This is a genomic window from Acidobacteriota bacterium (assembly GCA_020349885.1).
Classification (GTDB): Bacteria; Acidobacteriota.
Genome location: CP070701.1, coordinates 544179 through 569112, shown reverse-complemented (window position 1 = coordinate 569112; position 24934 = coordinate 544179). Strand labels below are relative to the sequence as shown.

18 protein-coding genes, 2 rRNA genes and 1 pseudogene are annotated in these 24934 nt (G+C 63.1%); 7 read left to right on the top strand and 14 right to left on the bottom strand.

The genetic code is table 11. From position 1 onward, the window contains the following. The first annotated feature begins 11 nt into the window (after positions 1-11). A complete protein-coding gene (locus JSV08_02475) occupies positions 12-1604 on the top strand; it encodes a S41 family peptidase (protein ID UCF81297.1) in 1593 nt (530 codons plus the stop codon). Positions 1605-1667: 63 nt separating this feature from the next. After that, positions 1668-2774, top strand: coding sequence for a tetratricopeptide repeat protein (locus JSV08_02470; GenBank protein UCF81296.1), 1107 nt, complete (start codon positions 1668-1670; stop codon positions 2772-2774). 9 nt (positions 2775-2783) lie between these two features. On the opposite strand, the gene JSV08_02465 is transcribed toward JSV08_02470, so the two are convergent. Together JSV08_02465 and JSV08_02460 are read right to left on the bottom strand one after the other, a co-directional pair. Continuing rightward, positions 2784-3239, bottom strand: coding sequence for an NUDIX pyrophosphatase (locus JSV08_02465; GenBank protein ID UCF81295.1), 456 nt, complete (start codon positions 3237-3239; stop codon positions 2784-2786). 11 nt (positions 3240-3250) lie between these two features. Further along, positions 3251-4066, bottom strand: coding sequence for a sugar phosphate isomerase/epimerase (locus tag JSV08_02460; protein ID UCF81294.1), 816 nt, complete (start codon positions 4064-4066; stop codon positions 3251-3253). A 122-nt stretch (positions 4067-4188) separates the two neighbouring features. On the opposite strand from JSV08_02460, the gene JSV08_02455 reads away from it, so the two are divergent. Next, positions 4189-4887 carry a DUF4013 domain-containing protein gene (locus JSV08_02455; protein UCF81293.1) on the top strand — a complete coding sequence of 233 codons (699 nt, stop codon included), beginning with the start codon at positions 4189-4191 and terminating at the stop codon, positions 4885-4887. Between the two features lie 41 nt (positions 4888-4928). On the opposite strand, the pseudogene lpdA reads toward JSV08_02455, so the two are convergent. Both lpdA and hemW read right to left on the bottom strand, forming a co-directional pair. Next, positions 4929-6338: pseudogene (lpdA, locus tag JSV08_02450) on the bottom strand (dihydrolipoyl dehydrogenase). Then, positions 6319-7548 carry a radical SAM family heme chaperone HemW gene (gene hemW, locus JSV08_02445; protein UCF81292.1) on the bottom strand — a complete coding sequence of 410 codons (1230 nt, stop codon included), beginning with the start codon at positions 7546-7548 and terminating at the stop codon, positions 6319-6321. The pseudogene lpdA and the gene hemW overlap by 20 nt, the downstream one beginning before the upstream one ends. 191 nt (positions 7549-7739) lie before the next feature. Here hemW and JSV08_02440 point away from each other — a divergent pair, with 191 nt between their 5' ends. Continuing rightward, on the top strand, positions 7740-8636 hold the full coding sequence (locus JSV08_02440) for a complex I NDUFA9 subunit family protein (GenBank protein ID UCF81291.1): 897 nt from the start codon (positions 7740-7742) through the stop codon (positions 8634-8636). A 21-nt stretch (positions 8637-8657) separates the two neighbouring features. Here JSV08_02440 and JSV08_02435 read toward each other — a convergent pair whose 3' ends face one another. The 8 genes from JSV08_02435 to JSV08_02400 form a co-directional block, all read right to left on the bottom strand. Further along, on the bottom strand, positions 8658-9692 hold the full coding sequence (locus JSV08_02435) for a DUF4340 domain-containing protein (GenBank protein UCF81290.1): 1035 nt from the start codon (positions 9690-9692) through the stop codon (positions 8658-8660). Between the two features lie 8 nt (positions 9693-9700). Beyond that, positions 9701-12223: a Gldg family protein gene (locus JSV08_02430; protein ID UCF81289.1), complete on the bottom strand. Its 2523-nt coding sequence runs from the start codon at positions 12221-12223 to the stop codon at positions 9701-9703. Positions 12224-12250: 27 nt separating this feature from the next. Beyond that, positions 12251-13195, bottom strand: a complete 945-nt coding sequence (locus JSV08_02425) for an ATP-binding cassette domain-containing protein (GenBank protein UCF81288.1) — start codon at positions 13193-13195, stop codon at positions 12251-12253. A 120-nt stretch (positions 13196-13315) separates the two neighbouring features. Next, positions 13316-13912 carry a recombination protein RecR gene (gene recR, locus JSV08_02420; protein ID UCF81287.1) on the bottom strand — a complete coding sequence of 199 codons (597 nt, stop codon included), beginning with the start codon at positions 13910-13912 and terminating at the stop codon, positions 13316-13318. Further along, positions 13909-14205 carry a YbaB/EbfC family nucleoid-associated protein gene (locus JSV08_02415; GenBank protein UCF81286.1) on the bottom strand — a complete coding sequence of 99 codons (297 nt, stop codon included), beginning with the start codon at positions 14203-14205 and terminating at the stop codon, positions 13909-13911. Before JSV08_02415 ends, recR begins: the two co-directional genes overlap by 4 nt. Before the next feature lie 79 nt (positions 14206-14284). After that, complete coding sequence (gene dnaX / locus JSV08_02410; GenBank protein UCF81285.1) at positions 14285-16072, bottom strand: DNA polymerase III subunit gamma/tau; 1788 nt, start codon at positions 16070-16072, stop codon at positions 14285-14287. Between the two features lie 180 nt (positions 16073-16252). Then, positions 16253-17407 carry a thiolase family protein gene (locus JSV08_02405; GenBank protein UCF81284.1) on the bottom strand — a complete coding sequence of 385 codons (1155 nt, stop codon included), beginning with the start codon at positions 17405-17407 and terminating at the stop codon, positions 16253-16255. Positions 17408-17434: 27 nt separating this feature from the next. Then, positions 17435-19162 carry a hypothetical protein gene (locus tag JSV08_02400; protein ID UCF81283.1) on the bottom strand — a complete coding sequence of 576 codons (1728 nt, stop codon included), beginning with the start codon at positions 19160-19162 and terminating at the stop codon, positions 17435-17437. Between the two features lie 296 nt (positions 19163-19458). On the opposite strand from JSV08_02400, the gene JSV08_02395 reads away from it, so the two are divergent. Both JSV08_02395 and miaA read left to right on the top strand, forming a co-directional pair. Next, positions 19459-19752 carry a hypothetical protein gene (locus JSV08_02395; protein ID UCF81282.1) on the top strand — a complete coding sequence of 98 codons (294 nt, stop codon included), beginning with the start codon at positions 19459-19461 and terminating at the stop codon, positions 19750-19752. A 26-nt stretch (positions 19753-19778) separates the two neighbouring features. After that, a complete protein-coding gene (gene miaA, locus JSV08_02390) occupies positions 19779-20723 on the top strand; it encodes a tRNA (adenosine(37)-N6)-dimethylallyltransferase MiaA (protein ID UCF81281.1) in 945 nt (314 codons plus the stop codon). Positions 20724-20824: 101 nt separating this feature from the next. Here miaA and rrf read toward each other — a convergent pair. Both rrf and JSV08_02380 read right to left on the bottom strand, forming a co-directional pair. Then, positions 20825-20941, bottom strand: a 5S ribosomal RNA gene (rrf, locus tag JSV08_02385). A 31-nt stretch (positions 20942-20972) separates the two neighbouring features. Beyond that, complete coding sequence (locus JSV08_02380; GenBank protein ID UCF81280.1) at positions 20973-22292, bottom strand: hypothetical protein; 1320 nt, start codon at positions 22290-22292, stop codon at positions 20973-20975. Positions 22293-22799: 507 nt separating this feature from the next. On the opposite strand from JSV08_02380, the gene JSV08_02375 reads away from it, so the two are divergent. Next, a 23S ribosomal RNA gene (locus JSV08_02375) occupies positions 22800-24934 on the top strand.

Genomic DNA, 24934 nt, shown 5'->3' with positions numbered 1-24934 from the left:
CACGTAAACCCATGCGACCGCTTACGGTTTTTTCGCTTCCCGCTGTCCTCCTCGGGGGGGCCGTTTTAGGGCAGGTGCTCGGCCACGGCGTTGCCGCGACGGCGGAACGCACCTATTCCTACACGGGGGAAATGGCCGAAGTGCTCTCGGTCATCGAGACGCGCCACGTTTCCCCTCCTCCTCCGAAGGATCTTCTCTATGCCGCCATCCGCGGGATGACCGATGCCCTTGATCCCCACAGCAACTTCCTCACCCCCGATCTCTATCGCGACATGCAGGAGCGCCAGGAGGGCTCTTTCTACGGCATCGGTATTGTGATCTCGCGCCGCGCCAATCGTCTTACGGTGATTTCTCCCATCGAGGGCACGCCCGCCCACCGCATGGGCCTGCACGCGGGGGACGTCATCGCCGCCATCGAGGGGCGCCCGACCGACGATATGAGCATGGGCGAGGCCGTGAATCTACTCCGCGGCCCGAAAGGAACCACGGTCAACATCTCTGTCGAGCGCGCCGGCGTGGAGGGGATGCTGGAGTTCGCCCTGACGCGGGAGGAGATTCCGGCCAGCGGCGTCGCGGCCCGTTTCATGCTTTCTAAAGACATCGGCTATGTTCGAATCCGCGACTTCAACAAGGCTACGGGCTCCGAGGTGGCCGACGCCCTCGAAGAGCTCAAAACGCAGGGGATGAAAAAGGTTCTTCTTGATTTGCGCGATAACCCGGGCGGCCTTCTGCAGCAGGCCGTCGAGGTGGCCGAGCTTTTTCTGGACAGGGGACAGGAGGTGGTTCACACGAAGGGGCGCATATACGGCTCGACCGAGGAATTCCAGGCGCGGCGCGACTCGCCCGTGGCCGGGATGCCGCTCGTCGTGCTCGTGAACCGCTCGAGTGCTTCCGCGGCTGAGATCGTGGCCGGTGCCGTTCAGGACCATGACCGCGGACTCGTGGTGGGTGAGCGCACGTGGGGCAAGGGCCTTGTGCAGAGCGTCTACGGCCTGCGCGACGGCTCGGGCCTCGCCCTGACGACCGCGCGGTATTACACCCCAAGCGGCCGCCTCATCCAGCGCGACTACGAGGACGTCGATGAGTACTTTCAAAAGGACTGGGACAGTGACGAGCCGTATTCGCCCGACCCGGAGCGCGAGAGGCGCACGGACCAGGGGCGCGTCGTTTACGGAGGAGGGGGCATCGGCCCCGACGTGGAGGTCAGGAGCCCCCGGGTGGAAAACCGGTTCCTGATCGCCCTGCACCAGGGCGCTCTCTTTTTCCGGTTTGCCGCCTCCCGCGCCAACACCCATCCCGAAGCCTTCACGAAAGACACGCTTTCCGTGGACGACGAGATTCTTCTCCAGTTTCGCCGCTTCGCCGTGGAGGAAGGCGTCGAGGCGGAGGAAGGTGAGTGGAGCGAGCACGGCGGCTACATTGCTAGGCAGCTCCTTGAGCAGCTCGCCGCGGCGTATTTCGGCGGCGAGGCGGCGCGTCTCGAGGCCGCCGCCCGGCATGACCCCCAGGTCCAGGAAGCCATCCGCCAGTTCCCGAACGCCGAGGCCCTTCTTCTCGGGAAAGAGCTTCAACTGGCGAAGAAGGACACGGACGACGGCGCGTAAGTTCTCTTCCCGCCTTAGCCGCGCCCGTTGTCAAATTTTCGAAAAATTGCTACACTATTTTAGATGGCTAGCAAGGAAGCCCTTCGGTGGGCTCGCGCGGAGGCTAGAGGCGTGGAGCTTTCCGAGGAATTTTCGGATCTCTCTCTCATTCCGCGCCAATATCGGGGGGCGGGGAAAATCCCTTACGATTTCCTCACGCCCGAGGAGGGCATGGTGCTCGCCCGCCTCGACGCCCAGACGTCCATCGAGGGCGTTCTGGGCCTCACGGGGTTTGACCGCGAGACGACGCTACGCACTTTGTACGTTCTCCAGCGGAGCGGCATCCTCGAGCTGGTGGACGAAAAGCGCGTCCAGGACGAGCGGAAAGAGGTCGACGTGCTGGAGCGGGAGATCGGAGCGCTCGAAGAAAAATTCCCTCTTTTGGTGGACGATCCGTTCGCCTTTTTCGGCGTGCCGTCCGGCGCGCCCCTCGCGCAGATCCGCAAGGCCTACCGGGAGATTCTGGCGCGTTTTCATCCCGACCGGATGCGGCAGCACCGGCGCTTCAACAAACGCCTGGACGCCATACTGGAAGCCATGGTGGAGGCCTTCGACCGGATTGCCGGCTCCGCGGATCAGCGGACTGGGAGGACGGACAGGCGGTCCGGGACGGACCGGCGGGTGTATGTGCAGCCAATCGATTCCTTGGATCGGCGGAGCGGCAAGGATCGGCGGAGGGGGGATGCGGATCGACGGGCGCAGGTGGAGGAGGAGCCGGACTATTCCTTGGGCCCGCCTTTTCCCGAGCCCAAGAACGACCACGAAAAAGCGGAGAATTTCTGCGCCGAGGCTGTTCGGCTCCTGCAGCAGGGACGCGGCGAGAGCGCGGTTCCGGTCCTTCAGAAGGCGGTGGGCCTTGAGCCTCAAAACGTCCGCTTCCGCCTGCGCCTCGCCAATGCGATGCTTCCCATCAAGAATCTTTCGCACAAGGCCGACGAGCAGTATAAGAAAATCCTGAGTATGCAGCCCGACAACATAGATGCCCTGCTCGGTCTGGCCCGGCTCTGCATCCGGATCGGAAAGCGCCCCGCCGCCCTCGAGTGCATCGAGAAAGCCAAGAAGGCGCAGCCCGACCACCCCGCCCTTGAGCGCCTCGAGGACCGCCTCTCGGTCGTGAAGAAGAAGCGCTAACGCCTCGCGTTACTCTCGCGTCTCGCGGGATTGCCGGGGGGCTTCAACGAGACGCTCCGCAAGCGAGCGCAGGCCCTCCTTGTTCGAGTCCCAGCGGAGAAGCGAGAGCGCTTCCTCGAAGGTGCACCACCGGAACGCCTGGTGCTCGCGGCTGAGCGTCACGGGCGGCGGTGCGCCGTCGCGGGCCGCGGAAGCGCGGAGGCCGAATACACTCTCCCGGCGGTCTTTTCCGTAGGAGTGGAAATCGAACGCGTAGCCGGACTCGACCAGGTCTCCGGCGCGGCCCGTGACGCCGGTTTCCTCGCGCGCCTCGCGGAGGGCGGCGTCGCGAAGGCTCTCGTCCCCTTCGACGCTGCCCGTCACGGGCTGCCAGTAGCCGCCCTTTTCGTCGTGGTAGCGAAGCAGAAGGTAACGCTGCGGCTTCGTGTTCGTGAAAACGTAGACCTGGACCTTGAGGTGGGGCATCCCCGCAGGCGCTAGTCGGCGGAGCCGGAGCGGGCGGCGTAGTCCGGCCTCGGGCTCAGCGCGCGCACCATCTCCACGCCCTCCTCGGCGGCTTTCTCCTCATACACCTCTATACTTATCTGCGGCGTGTGGGGCAGGGCCTCCAGAGCCTTGAAGAATTTTTCAAATTTCAGCGTGCCGTTCCGCGGTGAAAGGTGCTCGTCCATCTCGCCGTGGTTGTTGTGGAGGTGGACGTGAAAGAGGTCTTTCCCGAGTTCCTTGACCCACTGCTCGATGGGAACGCGGGAGAAGAGGTTGGCGTGGCCCGTGTCGAAGCAGGCCTTGAAGCGCTCGGAGGGCACCGCGCGCAGGAGGCTCTGAATCATGGATGGGTTCTCCTCCCATAGATTTTCGAGCGTAATGGTCACTTGTTCCCGCTCGGCGAAATCCACGAGTTCTTTCCAGAAGTCCACCTGCCGCCTGACCCAGGAGTTGATGTAAGTGGAGTGTTTGATAAACGGGTTGAAGTGGGCGTGGAAGACGACGGTGCGCGCCCCGAGTCTCTTGCCGATTTCGAGGCAGCGCATGTAGCGGTCGCGGACGATTCTCTTGAGGCGCTTGTCCCGGGTGTGTGGAAAAGAGTCGTAAAACGCACCGTGGAGCGAGACGCCGCCTTCGAAATCCTTCAAGCGCTTTTCGTAGGTCTTGACGAGGCTCTTCCAGTTGTCGTCGAGCACTTCCGGACTCGTGAAAGACTGGATCTCGAGTCCCGTCCCTTGGCTCCGGGCGATGCTCAGAAAGGAGTCAAAGTTCTCTCGTTGCGTTGAAACAAGCAAGGAAGATGACATGGTGGAAGGTCTGTTTCGGTTACGCAGCTAGCATGACTCGCCTTCTCGGGAATGTCAAGCGAATTTTTGACGCTTCTGCACGCCTGTGCTATGCTAGCGTTTACCCCTTGGGGGCGAAAAAAATGATTCCTTCGCACGTGGATTTCGGGCGGGCGTTTACGTTCGCGTTTGAGGACAAGGACTGGCTCAAGAAGTTTCTTATTGGCGCCGTCGCCGTGCTCTTTGCACCGGTGCTCGTAGGCAGCCTGGTGCTTTTCGGCTACGCCAAGGCGCTGTTTCGAGGGGTAGCGCTCGAGGGCAAGGAGACGCTTCCCGAGTGGGATCGGGCGGGCGACTATCTGGCCGACGGCGTGCAGGTATTCATCATCGTGTTCGCCTATTCGATTCCCCTAGTGGCGGTCACCGTTGGGCCGTGGGCGTTCCTGCAGGCGCTCTCCACCGTTTCCCAGCTCTCGGCCGAGTCGGTGCGCATCGTGAGCTGCTGCTGTTCGTGGCCTTTCGCGGCGGTGGTGGGCCTGGTGGTTCTTTTTTCGCTCCCGGTGGCGCTTATGCGATTCTGCGCCACCGAGAATCTCGCGGCCGCTTTCGAATTCCAGACCATCGTTGACTTCGTTCGGAGTCACTTCTCGAATTATATTCTGTTGCTCTTCGTGCTCGTCGCGGCGGAGCTCCTCGCCTGGGTGGGATTCGTTGTTTTTGCCGTCGGGGTCCTCTTTACGGGATTCTGGGCCATGCTTGTCGCCACGCATGCCATGGCGCAGACCTGGCGCTTGGCGCGGGAAGAAAGCGGCGCGGGCGCGGACGAGCCCTTCGAGGGGTAGAAACGACGGCGCCCTTCGAAATTGCCGCCGAGCCCGACCTCCTACCGATTGAGCGTGTGAATCGCCCGGCCGAGGGCGTGCTTGGCGGCTTCCATGAGCGGCTCGCACAGGGTGGGGTGGACGTGAACGGTGAGGGCGATGTCCTCGAGCACGGCGCCCATCTCGAGCGCGAGCGTTCCTTCGGAGATTAAATTCGAAACCTCGGGGCCGACCATGCCGACGCCGAGCACTTGGTGAGAATTCTTGTCGGCGATAATTTTAACGAATCCGTCAGCCGGCTCGCCCATCGTGAGCACCCGCCCGGAGGCCGCGAGGGGGAATTTCCCAACGAATATCTCGTGGCCCTTGTCTCTGGCTTCGGCCTCGCTCAAGCCCACGCCCGCAACCTCGGGCGTCGTGAAGACGGCCCAGGGCATCGCCTTGTAATCGACGCTTGCGGCATGGCCCGCGATGGCTTCGGCGGCCACCTCGCCTTCGTAGGACGCCTTGTGTGCCAAAAGCGGCGGCGAGGAAACGTCCCCGATGGCGTGGATGTGGAAAATTTTCGTCTGGCAGCGCTCGTTGACGGGCAGGAACCCGCTTTCGTCGACCGAGAGCCCGGCTTTCTCTAACGAGAGTCCCTCCGTGCAGGGGCGGCGCCCCACGGAGACGAGCACGTGCGAAGCTTTCATCTCGCGCGGTTTTCCCTCGGTCTCCGTGACGAGCGAGACGCCGGTTTTGCTTTTCTCGGCTGATTTCACGACCGTCTTCAGATGGACGTCCGCTCCCCGCTTGCGCAGGGCGCGCTCGACGACGCGCACCAGATCCGGGTCGGTGCCCGGAAGAAGTTGCTCTGTCAGCTCGATGACCGTGAGCTTGGCCCCGAAGGACTGGTACGCCATGCCGAGCTCGAGGCCGATTTAGCCGCCGCCGACTACGACGAGGTGCTCTGGAATTTCCTTGAGGCGCAGGCCGCTGCGCGACGAGAGGACGCGCTCGTGGTCGAAGGGCAACTCCCTCAGTTCGACGCTCCGCGAGCCGGTGGCGACGACGGCGTTCTGAAACTCCACTTTTTCCAAGGCCCCCTTCGCGGTTTTCACCTCCAGCGAGCGGGCGGTGAGAAATGCCGCGCTCCCCTTGAGCACCGTGACCTCGTTCGCCTTGCAGAGTTTTTCGACGCCGCCCGTGAGCTTCGAGACGACGCCTTCCTTCCATGCCTGCACCTTCTTCATGTCGGCGCGCACGCGCTCGGCCATGATGCCCATCTCGGAGGCGCCCCCGATGCGCTCGAAAAGGTGCCCCGCCGTGATGAGCGCCTTCGAGGGGATGCAGCCGTGGTTGAGGCAGATGCCGCCGAGCTCGTCGCGCTCGATGAGGAGCGTCTTCTTTCCGAGCTGACCGCAGCGGATGGCCGCCACGTATCCGCCGGGGCCCGCGCCTATGACGGCCACGTCAAATTTCTTGGATGGCATGATTTTCTTTCGTTCGCTCGGAAGTGGCTTCTTTGTCTAAGAGCGCCGCGAACACCTCGTTCGATACGAGGAGTCCTTTCCGCGTGAGGCGGACGAGGCCGTTTTCCCGCTCGACGAGTCCCGCAGTGAGGAAACGCTCCATTTCGCGCGTGCGGCCTTCGAGGTAGGAAGAATCCTCCGGGCTGAGGGCGTGCCCCGAGAGCTTGCGCATGCCGAGGATTATGCGCTCCGCCGCGAGCCGCTCGCGGGACATGGGTTCCGGCGGAAGGGCAGGGGAGCGCCCGTGTTCCACCGCGTCGAGATATTTCCGTAGGTGCGCGGCGTTCGCCCAGCGCTTGCCTTCCGCGTAGGAATGCGCCGCGGGGCCGAAACCCAGGTACGGGCCGTCGCTCCAGTACTTCAGGTTGTGGCGCGAGGCGTGGCCGGGAAGGGCGAAGTTGGAAATCTCGTAGTGTTCGAAATTCTCGGCCTCCAGGGCGGCCGCGGCGGCTTCGAACATGCCCGCCGTCGCCTCGTCCGCGGGCGGGATGACTGCGCCGCGCGCGACCTTCCTCCCGAGGTAGGTGCGCTCGTGGAGCTCGAGGACGTAGAGCGAGAGGTGGTCGGGCTTGAGGGAGAGCGCCTGGCGGAGCGCCCCGCTCCATGAAGTGGCGGTCTCGCCGGGAAGGCCGCAAATCAGGTCGACGTTTATGGAGTCGAAACCGGCGCGCCGCGCCGCGCGGAACGATTCTTCGATTTGCCCCGCGTTGTGCGACCGCATCATGAGCCGCAGCGCGTCCTCGCGGAACGACTGGACGCCCAGGCTCAGGCGCGTCACGCCCGCTTCGCGGAACCCATGGGCGCGCGCGGGTGAGAGGTCTTCGGGGTTGGCCTCCAGGGTTATTTCCGCGTTCCGCTCAAGCGCGAACGCCTCGCGGCAGACGCCGAGAATTTTTTCGACCTCTTCCGGCTCAAGTAACGAGGGCGTCCCGCCGCCGAAGTAGACAGTGTTGGCCGGAAGAGGAGGCTCACGGCGCGCGGCGAGGATTTCCCGCCGCAGGGCCGCGACGAATCGCTCGCGCGTGCCGGACTTCGTATCAACGACGAAGTAAAAATCGCAATAGGAGCAGCGCGAGCGGCAGAAGGGGACGTGCAGATAGAGGCCGAGCATTTTTCCAGTGTAGCATGGGGGTGGAAAAGATTCGAACGGCTGGACAACCGTTCGTTTCACCGCAAGGGCGCAAGGGACGGTGGTGCATCGTATCTCTCGGCACATAATTTCGGTTGACTTTTCCGAAACCTCGGCTACCATAAGAGAACAGAGGAAAATTCCTTAACTGCGCGGGCGACTCCTTACGGGATTCCGGTGCAGGAGGAAATGCAGGTCACAAAAATTTATTCGGTTTTCATAAAGTTTCCCAAATGATTGCAGTCACGGGCGGAAGCGGTTTCGTCGGCTCGGCCGTTGTGCGGCTCCTAGCGGAGCGCGGAAAGATTGTCCGCGTCCTGAGCCGCTCCCCCCGGCGCGCGGCCGGAAAATTTCCCTCCCAGGTGGCGGTGGCCGAAGCCGACGTGGGCGACGCCGAGTCGCTCGAGCGGGGATTTGCGGGAGCGCAGGCGGTCGTAAGCGCCGTCCAGTTCCCGAACCACCCCGTAGAGCAGCCCTGGCGCGGGCGCACGTACGTCGAGGTGGACGGGCGCGGAGCCGAGCGCCAGGTCGAGGCTGCCCGGCGCGCCGGTGTCGAGCATTTCGTCTACCTGAGCGGCGCGGGCACGCGCGAGGGCCGGACGGAGCCGTGGTTTCGGGCGAAGGAGATGGCCGAGCGAGCCGTCAGGGAGAGCGGCCTCGCCTGGACGATTTTCCGCCCCTCGTGGATTTACGGCCCCGGCGACCGGAGCCTCAACCGGTTCGCGACGTTCGCGAAATTTCTTCCGTTCGTCCCCATCATCGGAAGCGGCCGCGAGCGAGTGCATCCCGTGTACGTCAAGGACGTTGCGCGCGCCGTCGCGGCCGCGCTCGACCGCCCGGAGGCGCACAATCAAATTGTGGAGATGGGCGGCCCAGCGATGACGATGCGCGAAGTGGTCGAGACGCTTCTGAAGGCTCTCAAGAGGCGCCGCCCCGTCGTGCCGCACCCGAAGCCCCTGATGAAGCTCGCGGGCTTCTTTCTGCAGTATCTTCCCAAGCCTCCGCTTTCGCCCGCGGCGGTGGATTTCGTCACCATGGAGGAGCCGGTCAACCTCGACGTCTACGAGAAGATTTTTTCCGACCTTCCGCTCATGCGGATGGAGCAGGCGCTGGGGGAGTATCTCAGCTAAGCCGCGCCGGGCGGCCAGCGGTCACTCGAACAGATTTTCCGGCTCGGGAAAGAGCTTTTCGAACTGCCACCACTGGATCCGGTAAATGGTGTCCCGGCCCTCGGCCTGCAGGTAGGCGTCTCCGTTCTCCTCCTCGGGGGCGGCAGCGAGAAGCACGGTCTCGCTTCCGTCGGCCAGGGCCACGCTGCACCGGTAGCGGGGCTCCGCGAGGCCGAGCTCCGCCGTTCTCGCCGGGTCTTCCACGTCGGTCGCAGTGAGCAGATCGAATCTATCCACGATGCCGTCGACACCGGACTGTTTGAATGTTTTCTTCCTTCCGCCCTCGGCGAGCACCCATTCCCAGGAAGCTTCCGCCACTTGGGGCGCTTCCGCCTCATCCGGCTGCGGCGCCGACTCCGTCGCGCGCTTCTCGAAGACGTACGTGTAGTCCGGCGTCGCAAGGGCGATGCGCGTGATCTGGTCCTTCTCCAAGTCCGCGACGGTTTTTTCGACCCACGGCGACGACTCGGGCGACTTGTCCGCCTCCTCGTCCCGGATTCCAGCTTCCGTGGCGAGGTTCGCGTTCCCGGCGAACACGCGGGATTCACCGGCCCTCCGCAGGAAGGAGCGGCCAAAAGTTTCCTGCCTGCCGACGAGCAGGTGGCTCCAGGTTTCTTCGCTTCCTTCCCGGTAGACCGCGACGTGAAGCGCGTTTTCGTCCGTCAGCCGGAAATCCTCGAGGACGGCCTCCTCGTCGGAGCGGAGCTCGCCCTGGAGGTTCTTGATCTTTTTCAGGAATTCGCCGACCTTGGTTTCGTTGGCCGGCGCGTTGTAACGGGTTGCGACGAACCAGGCGCCGCCCTCCCTCGCCAGAACGACCTTGTCGTCTTCCCTGGAGCCGCGGTAGATTTCGAGCCGGGAGGCGTCCAGAGTGCGAAAATCTTCGGGGGCGAGCGCCTCGAGGCGGAGCTCCTCGCGGAGGCTCGGCTCGGGAGAGAGAATTTTCTGAACGAGGAGGGCGACGAGCAGCAGCCCCGCGACGGCGCACAAAACGGCGAGCTGTTTCTTCGACAGCATACCGGCGGTTAGTCCTTTCGTCGAAGCGACGCGGCGTAGCGCTCGCGGGAGCGCCGCGCGAGGACGGCGCGCCCGATGCCTGCGGCGATGACGATGCAGGTCGCGAATCCCATGTCCATAAATTTCCAGAACGTGCGCGCCGCGCTCGACGGCTTGTCCATTGTGCGGTCTAGGGGCTTCTTCGAGCGGATGTGGATGAGCTCCTCGCCGAGGGTCAGGGCATCAACGCTGTTTAGGAAAAAGTCTAGGTTGCCGCGCATGAGAGTGCCTTTCTTGAACATCTCCGCGCAGCCCGTGAGGATGAGCATGCCCGGGTTGGGGCTTAGGGGTGCAGCCGGCGGCTCGTCGTCCCAGGCTTCGAGCTCCTGGGGCGGCATGCCGGGGCTTTGCTCCGGTGGCGGCCAAGCGGGCCGCTCCCGGCCCGCGAACGAGTCGGCGAATTGCCCCCGCGCCAGAACCGCTAGCGGATAGGCGTTGGTGACCGTGGGCTTCTGAAAGTTTGTCCGCGTCAGGCTGTAGCTCGCGGGCACCGTCCATGCCTTGTCGCTCGTCGAGAAAAGCGTCGTGACCTCGAGCTCGCGCTCGTCCAGCTTCTCCTCGTCCAGCGCAAGGCGGCTGCCCCAGAGATAGAAGAGCTGGCCGACGCGGTTCGTGATCGAGACCTCGCGGTTCATGGAGCTCGGGTTGACCGAGATGTGCATGGGCAGGTTGAGCGTGATGCCGCCACCGAAGAGACGCTCGAGCGGATTCGAGGGGTTCGAGATGGTCACGGACTGGTGGTTTGAGTCCATGAGGATGTCGTTTGCGATTTCGAGGCCGGACGGACTCAGAATGTCGTTTACGGCGGGCGACTCGTCCTGCCGCGAGATGTTGGCCACCTGGCCGCGGACCGAGTAGTCCCAGCGAAAGTTCTGGACGGCGAGGAACGTGGGTTTTCCCTCGACGAGAGCGCGGTTGATCTCCCACTGCTGCCGCTTGTCGAGGCTTCTGGGGTTGACGACGACGAGCGTGTCGTAATCTTCCGGAAGCGGCTCGTCTTTCGTGAACTTGACGCGGCGCACCGTGAATTTTTCGTGCTCCAAAAGCCGCTGCAGCATAACGAAGGGGTCATCCCGCTGGGGAGGTCTTTGACCCATTTGCGCGTACATCTGCATGATGTGGGGGGGAATCACGACGTCTTCGTAGGGGGCGACGAGCGCCACGGTAGGCTCTTTCTCGCGCGTGAGCTTGAAGACGGCGCTCATGAGGCGGTACTCGATCTCGGGAAGGTGGGACGGCAGGACTTGGGGGATGATTTCTTCCGGCTTCTCTTTGTACGCGACGCCGATGGATGAATAGATGAGTTGCGTCGTGGCCTGGTCCTCCCTCAAGGCGCGGACGGAGAAGGGGCGGACGCCCTTCTCGATGAGCCACTCCTCGAGCGATTTTTCCTCGTCGTCCTTCTTCTCTTCCTTGGTCGGGCCCAGCACGTTGGCCGCCTCCATGTGGACGACTTTCCATTCGAGCATTCTTCCGCTCGCGACGCTCAGCTCGCGGAGCTTGTCCACGAGGTCACGTTCGAGGGTTTTGAACTCCGCCGGCATCTTGTCCTTCGGGCTGATGTAGACGTTGGCCTGGACGGGCACCTTGAGATTTCCGAGAATGTCCTTCGAGGCCTCGGAAACGGTGTAAATATTGTTCTCAGTCAGGTCGAAGCGGGCCAGGCTCCTGTCGACGAAGACGAGGTTGAACAGCCCGCCGACGACGGCCACGAGCGCCGCAGTGCCTAGGAATTTAATGTGGACGTTGGGGCGGTTGCGGCCCTCAAGGTAGACGCCGTTGAGGAACAAAAGCAGCGCCGTCCAGGCGAGGAAGTAGAGAACGTCGGCCGTCTCGACGATGCCGCGGGTGAACGGCACGTAGTGGACGGTCATGCCCAGCATGCTGCGGAGGAAGGAGCCGAGCACGCCGAGGCTTCCTTCGAGGATGGTTACGAAAACGCTCCACCCGAAGAGCGCCGCCGCCCCGCACGCCAGAAACGAAAGCACGAAGGCCGTCACTTGGTCGCGGCAAAAGCCGGAGACGAACATGCCGATGGCGATGAAAAGCGCGCCCATGAGCGCCGCGCCGAAGTAGCCGCTCAGAATGGTGCCCCCGTCGGGATCGCCGAGCCAGGCTATCATCAGCGGGACCATGAGCGTGCTCGCAAGCGCGACGAGGTAAAACGCGAAAGCGGCCAGGAATTTTCCCAGCACCAGCGCTGGCGCGGGGACGGGAAACGTCAGGAGAAGCTCGATCGTGTTTTCCTTGCGCTCCTCGGCCCAGATGCGCATCGTGGCGGCGGGCGCGAAGACGCAGAGCACCGGCACGATCCAGCCGAAGAACGCCGTCATGTCGGCAACCGGATACACGAAGAACGGCGGGAGGAACAGGAAGAGCCCGGTGCTCACCTGAAGGAACACGATGATGAAGATGTAGGCCATCGGCGAGGCGAACTGCGCCGCCGCCTCGCGCCGAAATATCGTCCAGGTCGCCCTGCCTAGTTCCTTCATGGTGCGCCTTCCCGTAAACGCCGCTCCCTATGCCGTGCTGTCTTCCGCCTCCGTGAGCGCGAGGAACGTTTCCTCGAGCGTGAGCGGAACGTCTCGAAGCTGCTGAATCTTCCAGCCCTGCTCATGCATGAATTCGCGTATCTGGTGAAGGGTGTCCTGGCTCGGCTCCGTCTCGAGGTGAAACCACACGGTTCCGTTTCGCTGCTCCAGGAACGTGACCCGCCTCGCGGCGAGGAGGCCGGAGAACGCCTGCTCCACGTCCTCGCGCGCGGCCTCGACGGCGATTTCAAGGCGCTGCGTTTTCGCGGCCTTCTGGCGCAGCTCATCGATCGTGCCGTCCGCGATGATGTGTCCGCGGCTGATGATCACGATGCGGTCGGCGACGACCTCGACCTCGTGGAGGATGTGCGTCGAGAAGATGACGGTTTTCTCGCGCGCGAGCTCCCGCACGAGTTTCCTGATCTCGATGATTTGGTGCGGGTCGAGGCCCGAGGTCGGCTCGTCCAGGATGACGACTTCAGGGTCGTGCACAAGGGCCTGCGCCAGGGCCGTTCGCTGCCGGAAGCCTTTCGAGAGCTCCCGAATGGGCCTGCGGTAGACTTCTTGAATGCCGCACCGCTCGACGGTCCAGTCCATCCGCGCTCGTAAGGTGCCGCCGTCAAGGCCCCGCGCGTGGCCAACGAAACGGAGGTAGCGGCCGACCTCCATGTCCATGTAGAGGGGCAGGGACTCGGGAAGGTAGCCGATGCGCTTGCGCACCTCGGTGGGCTCGTCGAGCACGTCCTTGCCACAGATCTTCGCCGTGCCCGACGTGGGCCAGAGGTAGGTCGTGAGAATTTTCATGATGGTGGATTTGCCGGCCCCGTTCGGCCCCAGGAGGCCCACGACTTCCCTCGGGCGAACGGTGAAAGAGGCGTCTTCTACGGCGGTCACCGAGCCGTAGCGCATGGTGAGATTCTGGGCCTCAATCATGGCGATTTTAAACGCTTGTCGCTTGCCGCGAGTTCCACTTCATGGGGAGTCGGTGTGTCCAATTTGCAACAGAACATTTTTGTACTCCCATTCTACCATGCCGTCCTCGTCGCACCGGCGCTAAAGCTTCCGGCGGCTGTCGAGCGAGCGGGCGAGCGTGGCCTCGTCTGCGTACTCGAGCTCACTTCCCACGGGGAGCCCCACGCCGAGGCGGGTGACGCGCAGCCCGAGCGGCTTGAGCATCCGGGAGAGCGAGGCGGCCGTCGCCTCTCCCTCGGCGGAAGCCGGAAACGCAAGTAACACCTCGCGCGGCGGCGTTTTCTCGATGCGCGCAAGGAGCGCCTTGAGGCGGGGCTCCGTCCGGCGCGGCCCGGTACTGCGGGAAGACCGCGTGAGGGGCCCGCCCAGGATGTGGTAGAGGCCGCGGTAGCGCCCCGTGCGCTCGATGAGCACGGCGGCGCCCGCGTTTCCTACGACGCACAAGAGGTCGCTCGCGCGCCCCGGGTCGGAACATACGGCGCACGGGTCGCTCTCGCCGTAGCCGCCGCACTTGCGGCAGGCGACGAGGGCGCTCTTGAGGTCGAGAAGACTCTTCGAAAAACCTTCGATGTCCTTGGGAGGAAGGCTCAGGAGGTGATAGGCGAAGCGCTCCGCCGTTTTTCGGCCCACGCCGGGCAGTTTTTCAAAGTGCGCGACGAGGCGCTCGAGGGCCCTCATTCAAGCCCCGGCAGGAGGCCGCCTCCCAGCGAGCCCATCCTTTTCTTGAGGGTCTTGTCCACCTGGCGCGTGGCGTCGTTGACGGCCGCGCGCACCAGATCCTCCACCATGGCGTGGTCGCCCTCGGAAAAAAGCCCGGGGTCGATCGAAAGCGCCGTGACCGTTTTGTGCCCCGACATTTTCACGCGGACCAGGCCGCCGCCTGCCGAGGCCTCGACCTCCACGGAATCGAGCTCTTCTTGAAGCTTCTGTTGGATGGCCTTCGCCTGCTCGAAAAGCTGAAGGAACTTCATGCTATTGAATCACAGGTTCCGAAGGTTCTGCGGGCAATCATGGACTCTTTGCTGGTCAGGACGACGCATAGCGTCTTAATTACTCCAGCTTCTCGACCTCGACGACGCGTCCCTTGAAAAAGTCAAGCACGCGCCGCACCAAAGGCTCCTGCATGGCTTCTTCGCGCAAGTGCTCCTCCTGAATTTTCTTGTCCTCGAGTCCCGCGAACGCTTCGATGTCCTTGTCCGAGGGGTCGAGGGACAGAAAGAGCAGCTCGTAGGACTGTCCGAACGTTTCTTTCAAGCACTCTTGAAGCTCGGCCTTGTGAGTTTTTTCCAGGTTTTCCCGGATGGTCCCATGGCGCGGCGTGAAGCGAAGGGTGAGCGTTCCGTCGCTCCAGTCCCAGCGCGAGGCGAGGCTCAGGGCACCGGCCAGCGAGGGGCGCTCTTTTTCAAGGTACGTCATGAGCTTCCGGGTGAGGTCTTCGGAAGGTTCTTCTGAGGACGGCGCCTCGCGCAGCGTCGTCTTGACCGGCGTGAGCGACGTGACCGAGAGCGCCGGCGGGGTCTCCGCCTTGGGGGGCGGGCCCGCGACGGGTCGGGGTAAGTCCGCTCCGGTCGGCGTCTTCGCGGTTTTGGCGGCGGAAGGGTTGCTGCTCTCTCCGGGGCTTTGAAAAAGCGTCTTGGGCTTGGCGGGAGGCGTGGAAAGTTTCTTGAATTCCTCCTCGACCGAGGAACCGCCTGCGCCTTCCGGAAAGTTTCCGCTTTGGAGGCGCTCGATCGCCTCCTCGATGGACGTGAGGCGCTTGAGGTGCGCGAGCTTGAGGAGCGTCGCCTCGACGAGGAACCGGGGCTGGCGGCTCCAGCGCAGCTCCCGCTCCGCGCGCGCCGCGAGTTCCAGCGCACGGAGGAGATCGGGCTCGCTCAGGAAGCTCGCCATGGCCTTCATCTTCTCCAGGTCGCGCTCCGAGAGGCGAAGAAACTCTTTCGGCTCCGAGACGGTCTTGACCACCAGGAGCTCGCGCAGATACCACACCAGCTCGACCATCAGGCGCTCCAGGTTGACGCCCTCGCTCGCGAGGCGCTGGACGAGCGTGAGGATCTCGGAAGAGTCTTCCTTCGCGACGGCGCCCATCAGCGCGTGGAGCACCTCGCGCTCGATGGTTCCGAGGACGGCCGCGGCGTCGGCGTCCGATATGTCCGTGCCGACGAACGCCACGAGCTGGTCAAGGCTCACGATGGCGTCCCGCAAGCTTCCTTCGCTCTCGCGCACGACCAGGTCGAGCGCCGTGTCGGAAATTTTAATCTTCTCGGCTTCGGCGATGTGGCGCAGGTGCTTTGCGATTTCCGCCTCGTCAATGCGACGGAAGGAGAAATGCTGGCAACGGGAGAGAACGGTCTCCTCGATTTTGTGCGGCTCGGTCGTGGCGAGAACGAACAGAACGCCGGGAGGCGGTTCCTCGAGCGTCTTCAGGAACGCGTTATTCGCCTCCTTCGTGAGCATGTGCGCTTCGTCGAGGATGACCACCTTGTGGCGCAGGCTCCCGCGGTAGAGCAGGTGCTCCTGGAGGCGGCGGATGTCGTCGATGCCGCGGTTCGAGGCGGCGTCCATCTCGACGACGTCGAGCGAGCGTCCGGAAGAAATTTCCCGGCACGGCCCGCACGCGTCGCAGGGCCCGTCCGCGGGGCCGCGCTCGCAATTGAGGGCTTTCGCCAGGATGCGCGCCATCGTGGTCTTGCCCACGCCGCGCATGCCGGAGAATAGATAAGCCTGCGCGACGCGGCCCTGGGAGACGGCGTTCTGGAGCGTCCGCGTCACGACGGGCTGTCCGACGACCTCTAGGAAAGTCTTCGGACGCCACTTGCGAGCCAGCACGAGGTAGGACATGGGTCAGCAGAAGAGCATAGCATGCCCGAAGGCAGAAGGCATAGGGCGTCGTTTAAAATTTTCCGAAAGAAGTATTGCCGCGTCAAAACGAAACCTTACCCTTCGGCTCTCGCCTTCGCGCAGGCAGGCTGCAGAGGACGGGCGCGGCGGTTCTTCTTGCCGGGTCTGAGCGCGGCCCTTCTACGGCCGCTCCACGAGCATGGCCATCGCCAGCCCTCCGCTCGCGCACAGGGTGGCGAGGCCGCGCCGCGCCCTGCGGCGCTTCATTTCATGGAGGAGCGTCGTCATGATGCGCACCCCGGCGCCGCCGATGGGATGCCCGAGGGCAACGCCGCCGCCGAGAACGTTCAGGCGCTCCGGATCGATGGTGATTTCCCTCAAGCAGGTGAGTACATGGCATGCGAAAGTCTCGTTCAGCTCGATAAGCCCGATGTCGTCGAGTTCGAGCTTCTGTTGGTCAAGAAGCAGGCGGGTCGCGGGAACGGGGCCGATTCCGATCATCGCGGGCTGTACGTCCACTTGCGTCCAGTCCACGATGCGCGCCAGGGGCTCGAGGTCCTTTTCCTTAAGGAACGCTTTGTCCGCCACGAGGACGGCCGCCGCGCCGTCGGCGGACCCCGAGGCGCTCCCCGCCGTGATCAGGCCGTCTTCGGCGAAGACGGGCTTCAGCTTAAGAAGCGACTCGAGCGTCACGCCGTCGCGCGGGTACTCGTCGGCTTCGACCCTCGTCGTTTTTGCCGCGACCTCGATCGGGGCGATCTCATCCCGAAAGCGCCCCGCCTTGCGGGCCGCTTCGCAGAGCCGCTGGCTTCGGGCGGCGTAAGCGTCGGACGCCTCGCGCGAGACCTCGCGGGATTTTCCAATCGCCTCGACCGTCTCGCCCATATCCATATCGGGAATGGGACAGCTGAAGCCCTCGGGGAGTGTTTGGCGTCCTGGACGACGGTCCCCGCGCGCCTCCGGCTCGGGCGGCACGCTCGACATGCTTTCCGCTCCGCCCGCCACGACGCATCGCGCCTCCCCGCGGCGCACCGAGGCGGCCGCAAGCGCAACGGCCTTGAGCCCCGAGGCGCAGGCCATATTGACCGTATGGGCGGGAGCATCCTTGGGAATTCCCGCGGAGCGAAGAATCTGCCGCGCCGGATCGGAGCCACCTCCGGCCTGCCGCGCGGTTCCAAGAAAAATTTCTTCCACGTCCTCCGGCGCAACCTTGGCGCGGCCCAGAAGGGCGCGCACGACGTGCGCTCCGAGCTCCGCCGCGGTGAGCGGCGCAAGCGCGCCGCCGAGCTTTCCTATGGGGGTGCGGACGGCGTCCACGATGTAGGCTTCATTCATGGCAGGCAAGCGGCTTTCTGTTCTTCATTAATCCGCGAAAAAGCCGAGCGCGGTAAGATTCTCCAAGAATGTCTTGGTCGCGGGCACTGCGCTGCGGCTGGAAATGCCTTGCCCTTCGACGAAGAGCGCCCACGCGACGCGCGGCTCCTCGTACGGCGCCCACCCGAGCGTCCAGGCGCTACCCGTAGCGGGACTTCCGAAGCTTCCGGTCTTGATGGCGCACGCGAGCCCTTCCACGCGTGCGCCGCGCGCCGTGCCGCGCCGGTGCTCCACCGAGGCGCGCATCGAGCCGCGCGCGAGCTGCACCGCCTGCCTCGGGCGAAACGTCCGCCAGACCTGCGGCTTCGCGTGCTCGTAGACCTCGTCAAGGAGATTCGTCTTATGGTGTATAAGGTAGGGAGCGGGAACGTCGCCTTCCATGGCAAGGCCCGCGGCGAGCGCCGCGAGATACACGGGACTTGTGCGCACCCCGTCGAGCCCCAGCGCGAGGCGCCCGAGCGCGTAGGGGCCGAGCGGCTCCGCATCGAGTTTGCCAGTCGGGACGCCGCGCAGGGGATAGACCGCAATGCGGGGGCCGAGCCCCGCCTCGCGCCACATCTCCCGGAGCGCCTGCTCGCCCATATCGAGCGCGAGGCGCGCAAAGACGGTGTTGCACGAGACGGCCATCGCCTCGTCGAGCGTGTCGAGCCGCCCGTGCGCCACGAGGCAGATGATGGTTCCTCCCTCCGCCCGCAGGCGCGCCGTGCAGGTCCAGGGAAAAAGGGCCTCCACGGGATGTCCCAGGGCTAAGGCCTTGGCCACGAGCAGCGGCTTGGCGGTCGAGGCGGGAGGATGCAAGTCGAAAAAGGCCCGGTTCTTGAGCGGCGGTTGATATGTGCTCCACTTCGTGGGATGGCTTACGGCGGCGAGGACGGCACCCGTGCGCGGATCGAGCGCCACGAGGGCGCCCCGGCGCTTCCCCATCGCGTCGCTTGCGGCCTTGGCGATGTCCAGATCGAGCGCCATGTGCATGCGGTTTCGGCGGTCGAAATAGGGAAGCGCGTCCCACAGGGTGCCCGGCCATTCGGGTTTTCCGATGAGAGGAAGCACCTCGAAAGCGGACGAGACCGGGTGCGAGGTAATCAAGTTCTCCGCCGCCACGGTGCGTCCGCGGCGGTCGAGGTAGCGCGGCGCCAGGCGCTTCGCCTTCTTGAACGCGATGTAGCGCAGGTGGCGCTTCGCCGCCTCCCCGAATTCCGCGTCGTCCTCCACCGTCAGGAACCGCTTTTCGGCCTCGAGGTACACCTCGGCGGCGTTGAGCACATAGGCCCGGTAGTAGAGGAGGTAAGGGGAGTCCTCCGGCTGCCACTCCTCGAGGTAGTCGAGGTAGAGGCGGCACGCCGTGTAGTCGCCGCGGGCGATGAGCCGCCGGCAGATGTCCCCGGGCTCGAACAGCGTTCCGGGGCCCCCGGAAAGGGAATCTTCGAAGTGGCGGCGCGCCTCCTCGAATCTTCTCTGAAAAAGGCTCGCCACGCCCAGGCCGTCGTGGCACTCCGCCGCGCGCCGGCGGAGCAGGAGCGCCGACTGGAACTGGAGCTTCGCCTCCTCGTAATTCTCCGAAATCACCAGGCCGCGCCCGGTGCGCAGGTAGGTTCCAGACCAGAGTATCCAGAGCATGAAGATCGCCGCCAGCATGGCCGCGAAGACCGCGAGCTGCACCCAGCCGCGGCGAGCCCTTCGTTCATGCTCCTCTCGAAGCGAATCGAGCAAACCCATGTGACGTATCTAGAACCTCGGAAAAGGTATTATGCCACGCCGGGGAGGGGATTTCGAGGGAGGGGGTAGTGGGTGGCAGACCTCGCTCCGCCGACCTCGCTACGCCGAAGCGGCTACGCGAAGGCGAGAGGAGTATGGAGTATATAGTATGGCGTATGGAGCAAGTCCGCCATCTGCTATCCGCCATCTGCCAACTGCCATCTGCCAACTGCCATCTGCCATCTGCTATCCGCTGCGAGGGCTTGACACGTCGGGCAAGGCGGGCATAGGATGAAGTTCTGGACGCGATTAGGAAAATGGCCAACGCACTCATTCGATTCGGCATTACCGTCGTTGCGCTCGATGCGTTTCTGCTTCTCTTCGCCGAGATGGTCCTGCACGAGCGGCCCTATCGCCTCGTGCAGGGCATCGCCCTGGCGGGGGTCGCCTTGCTCGCGCTGGGCGTGGTATTGCGCATCGTCGGGCGCGCCGGCGATCGACTCCGCATGCAGGCCGCCAACCGCTGCCTGAAATGCGGCGCGGCCATCCCCCGCGGCCAGGTTTATTGCTACCGCCATACGCAGGAGCTGCGCGAGGGCGGCGCCCCCTGACCGGGTTTTTTTCAAAGAATCGCGGAATGCCGCAGAAAGATCCGTCCCCCCTGGTGGTGCTCCTGGGCCCTACGGGGACGGGAAAAAGCGAGAGCGCCGTTCATCTCGCCGAGGCGCTCGGGGGGGAGGTCGTAAACGGCGATTCGCGCCAGATCTACCGCGGCCTCGACCGCGGCACGGCCAAGCCTTCATCGAAGCTCCGCTCCCGCGCGCCGCACCACCTCTACGACATCGTCGAGCCCGGCGAGACGTTCTCGGCCGGGGAATTCCTCCGCCGGGCCGACCGGGCGATTCGGCAAATCCGCGCGCGCGGCCGCCTGCCCGTCATTGTGGGAGGTACGGGGCTCTACGTGCGGGCGCTGCTCGAAGGGCTGTTCGAGGCGGGGCGTTCCGACCCCGTTGTGAAGGAGCGGCTTCGCAAACTCCTGAAGCGCAAGGGGCGGCCGCATCTTCGCCGGATGCTCGAGCGCGTGGACCCCGCGACGGCGGAGAGCCTTTCACCGCGCGATACGCAGCGCACCGTGCGCGCCCTCGAGGTTTGCTTTGCCACGGGACGTCCGTTCTCGCGCCACGTGGCCGAGCACCGTCCCGCGGCCCGTTACGCGAGCGTGAAAATCGGCCTTACCATGCCCCGTCCCGTCCTCTACCGCCGCCTCGACCGCCGAGTGGAGGAAATGTTCGCCCGTGGATGGCTCGAAGAGGTGCGGGGGCTTCTTGCGCGCGGGCACGACCCTTCCTGCAAGGCCTTCGAGGCGCTCGGCTACCGGGAAATCTCCCGCCTCCTGCGCGAAGGCGGCGATCTCCACGCGGTCGTCGCCGACATCAAGAAAAAGCACCGCCGCTACGCCAAGCGGCAGGAGACATGGTTTCGCCGCGAGCGGGACACCGCGTGGTTCGACGCTTCCCGGGACGGCGCCCTCGCGGCCATCGAAACCCATGCCAGGAAGGCCCTCGGAGCTGCCGAAGCTTAAAAAGAAAATGCCCCCGCTCGGGGGCATTTAATCGGAGCGCAGAACGGCACTCTCTATATTCCGATGAAGCCGAACTGTTTTACGCTCCCCGTGATAAAAAAACCCGGCGGCGTCCTACTCTTCCACCCAGTTGCCCGGGCAGTACCATCGGCGCGGGAGGGCTTAACTTCCGTGTTCGGAATGGGAACGGGTGTTTCCCCTCCGCTATGGCCACCGGAAATCCCAGTATACCAGATCAGGGGCGGGCTGTCAACGCCCGAAGGTGTAGCGAACCCCGACGCCAAAATGCCAGATGTCCAATCGGATTTTCGGAGGCTCGATGCGCATAAAATGAAGCCAGTCGTTAAGACTTACATGGTTTACGTTGAGCCCGCTGTATGAATCCATCACAAATATGTGGTTACCGCCATGCGAAGGGGGGGTGCACGGCAAATCATTCGTTTCATCATCGTCCTCGTCTATAAACTCGCAAAGCTTGGGATAGACAAGGAACGTGGTACCGGTCTTTCCGTTGAACGTCGAGCGCACCTGCTTGTCGTACCACGTGAAGCCTACCTTCCCCACAAAATCCCACCGCCGCGAAAGCGTCCAGTCAAATCCGCCCTGAAAACCCCACGTAAGAGAGTCATCCACCTCGGTCTGCCAGTTCACTTGGGTGATTTCCTCCACACCTTGAATAAAAAATGGACCCGAGCCTGCCTCCTCACCGCCGTAAATGAGACCCGGCACTATGTTGCCGTCGGACCGGTGAAACCCATCGCAGAGAAGATAGTTCGTGTTTAAGTAGTCACATAAAAATTGTGTACCGGTCTTTACGTCGGGCCCCAGCCTTCCGTCGGTATTATAAACGTCATCGACAATCTCCTGGAGCACAGCCGCCGTGGAGTTGGCGTCCGTGTAGGAATTACGCGTGTAGCCGATGCCGAAGATCACCCAGGGACGCCAGCGCGTCTTGAGCATCAAATCGTAACGCGCCGTGATCATAAGAGGAATTTGTGTTAAGTCGCCCAGCTTCCCTGAAAGGTTAGTCTCTTTGAGGGCGGTGACTCCCTTGAAGTTGTCCTCGTTGAGTTCGACGACCTGCTTAATCGCGGGAGAGACGGAGTCCGAGAGATCCATGTCAACGCAACCCTCGACCAGCGTCATACCCTGAGGATCCGCGATTTTTTCGGTGCATTCGATCACGGCTCTGGCGAATGGATTAAAGCGGTTGAACAGGGCGGGAGAGGAAAACACAAGAGGGTTCTGCATAGAGGTTTCCGTGTAGCCTAGGCTCACGCCCGCGGAAAAGCGCCGCGTGAACTGGTACTGCCCATGCAGGGTGAACTGGAACTCTCCCTCGATGGAGGTTTTGGCAAAGTCGCCCCCCAAGAACATTTCTTCGAACTCGCCATGGCCAAAGGACTCGTCATGATACTCCGTGCGCGAAATATCAGCTCCAACGGCAAACTTTCTTATGCGAGCTTCCGGTTCATGAGAGACCTGAGGCCAGAGCGGAATCGCTATGGCTCCGAACAGAACCCCCCCCACTGCCAGCCGCCGCAATTGGATCGCGTTGGATGCTATCATGAGAGGCGCATCTTAGCACGCAGCCCCTCCATGTGTCAAGGTTCCGGGTCAAAGCATATGGAAAGCAACCTGTTTTTCACCCGCGAATACGCCATCCGGCGGTCCGCTGCCCGGTCAGGGATGGCTGAAGGGAAAGGTCAAGCCAGCGGCGGCAAGTCATGTTTCGCTTTATAATGAAATGGGGGCAGCCTCACGCCGACGTAGGACGGAGAGCAAATTCTTTCCAAATTTTCCTTGACAGGCAGAACTTGCGTGCTATAATGTCCTAGGGACGAATGTCCCGTCCCTGTCTCAAACGTGAACTCGGAAGGCGTATTCCGTCTGGAGGTTCGCGTTGGAGAATTGCTCTTTGACAATTTCATAGGTGGCGTTTTTCGCCGGCTCACGCGACGAAAAACGGTGAAACACCGCAAACAAGTTTGGCGGTCGGGGTCGTGTGGGCGCCAAGCCGAAGGCAAAGCGTTGCGATCCTTGAATCGTGGAATAAGTTTGTGGTCAAGCTAGAACGGGCTTACGGTGGATACCTTGGCATCGAGAGGCGATGAAGGACGTTGTAAGCTGCGATAAGCCCCGGGGAGCGGCAAACACGCTTTGATCCGGGGATGTCCGAATGGGGAAACCCGACGCCGTTCATACGGTATCGCCCCGTGGCTGAATCCATAGGCTGCGGGGAGTGAACCCGGGGAAGTGAACCATCTTAGTACCCGGAGGAAAAGAAAGCAACCGCGATTCCCCAAGTAGCGGCGAGCGAACGGGGAACAGCCTAAACCGCGCAAAGGCCAAGCCTGCAGGCGTTCTTTGTGCGGTGTCGCGGGACGGAGCGAGAGGGTGCTGCAGAGCCCTCGGGAAGTTACCAACCGCTTCCTTAGCCGAACGGTCCTGGAAAGGCCGGCCATAGGGGGTGAAAGCCCCGTAGGCGAAAAGGACGGCGGCTTCCTGCGCTTCGTTCCCAAGTAACACGGGACACGGGAAATCCTGTGTGAATCCGCCTCGACCACGAGGTAAGGCTAAACACTCCTCGATGACCGATAGCGAACCAGTACCGTGAGGGAAAGGTGAAAAGAACCCTTTTGAAGGGAGTGAAACAGAACGTGAAACCGTGGGCCTACAAGCAGTGGGAGTCCCGATAGCAATATCGGGATGACCGCGTGCCTTTTGCATAATGAGCTGGCTAGTTGCTGTGCGGAGCTTGGCTAAGCGATAAGCGAGCCGGAGCGAAAGCAAGTCCGAACAGGGCGTGCTCCGACTTTCGTCGGGGCGATGTTCCGTGCAGCAGACGCGAAGCCGGGTGATCTACCCTTGGCCAGGATGAAGTCCCGGTAACACGGGATGGAGGTCCGAACCAGTGTTGGTTGAAAACAGCTTGGATGAGCTGAGGGTAGGGGTGAAAGGCTAATCAAACCCGGTGATAGCTCGTTCTCCTCGAAATGTCTTTAGGGACAGCCTCGGGGTGTTTGACCGCGGTGGTAGAGCTACTGGATGGACTAGGGTCCGTGACAGGATACCGAATCCAACCAAACTCCGAATGCCGCGGATCTTGACCCCGGGAGTGAGTCTGTAGGGGATAAGCTCTATGGTCAAAAGGGAAACAACCCAGATCGCCGGCTAAGGTCCCTAAATGGACGCTTAGTGGGAAAGGATGTGGGGTTGCCCATACAGCCAGGAGGTTGGCTTAGAAGCAGCCATCCTTTAAAGAAAGCGTAACAGCTCACTGGTCGAGCGGCCCTGCGCCGAAAATTTAACGGGACTCAAGCGTCCTACCGAAGCCGCGGGCCCCGATGGCAACATCGGGACGGTAGAGGAGCGTTCCATTCGAGCTGAAGTTCCGCCGCGAGGCGGGGTGGATTGGATGGAAGTGACCCTGCCAGCATCAGTAGCGAAAAGGTCGGTGAGAATCCGACCCGCCGGAAGTCTAAGGTTTCCTGAGGAAGGTTCGTCCGCTCAGGGTTAGCCGGCCCCTAAGCTAAGGCCGAAAGGCGTAGGCGATGGGAAGGGGGTCAACATTCCTCCGCCACCTGCAGTGCGTTTGAGCGCCGGAGGGACGCAGTAGGATAGGTCCACGGGCTGCTGGACGTGCCCGGCCGCGAACGTAGGGGGAGTCTTCCAGGCAAACCCGGAAGACTCAACACCCCGAGGGAAGCGGGGAAGTGCGTCTTCGGACAAACCAACCGACCGATTCCACACTGCCGAGAAAAGCTTCGGCGTAAGTCCTGCAGGTGACCGTACCGTAAACCGACACGGGTAGACAGGGAGAAAATCCCAAGGCGCGTGAGTGTGAGCTTGCTAAGGAACTCGGCAAAATAGCCCCGTACCTTCGGAAGAAGGGGTGCCTCGGTAGGGTCTAGGGCCTCGCGCCCGAAGCCCGAGGAGGCCGCAGTGAAAGGGCTCCCGCGACTGTTTACCAAAAACACAGGGCTCTGCAAACGTCAAAACGGACGTATAGGGCCTGACGCCTGCCCGGTGCCGGAAGGTTAAGGAGAGGGGTTATCCCGATGCTTGCATCGGGAGAAGCCCTGAACCGAAGCCCCGGTAAACGGCGGCCGTAACTATAACGGTCCTAAGGTAGCGAAATTCCTTGTCGGGTAAGTTCCGACCCGCATGAATGGCGTAACGAGTTGGGCGCTGTCTTGATGATAGACTCA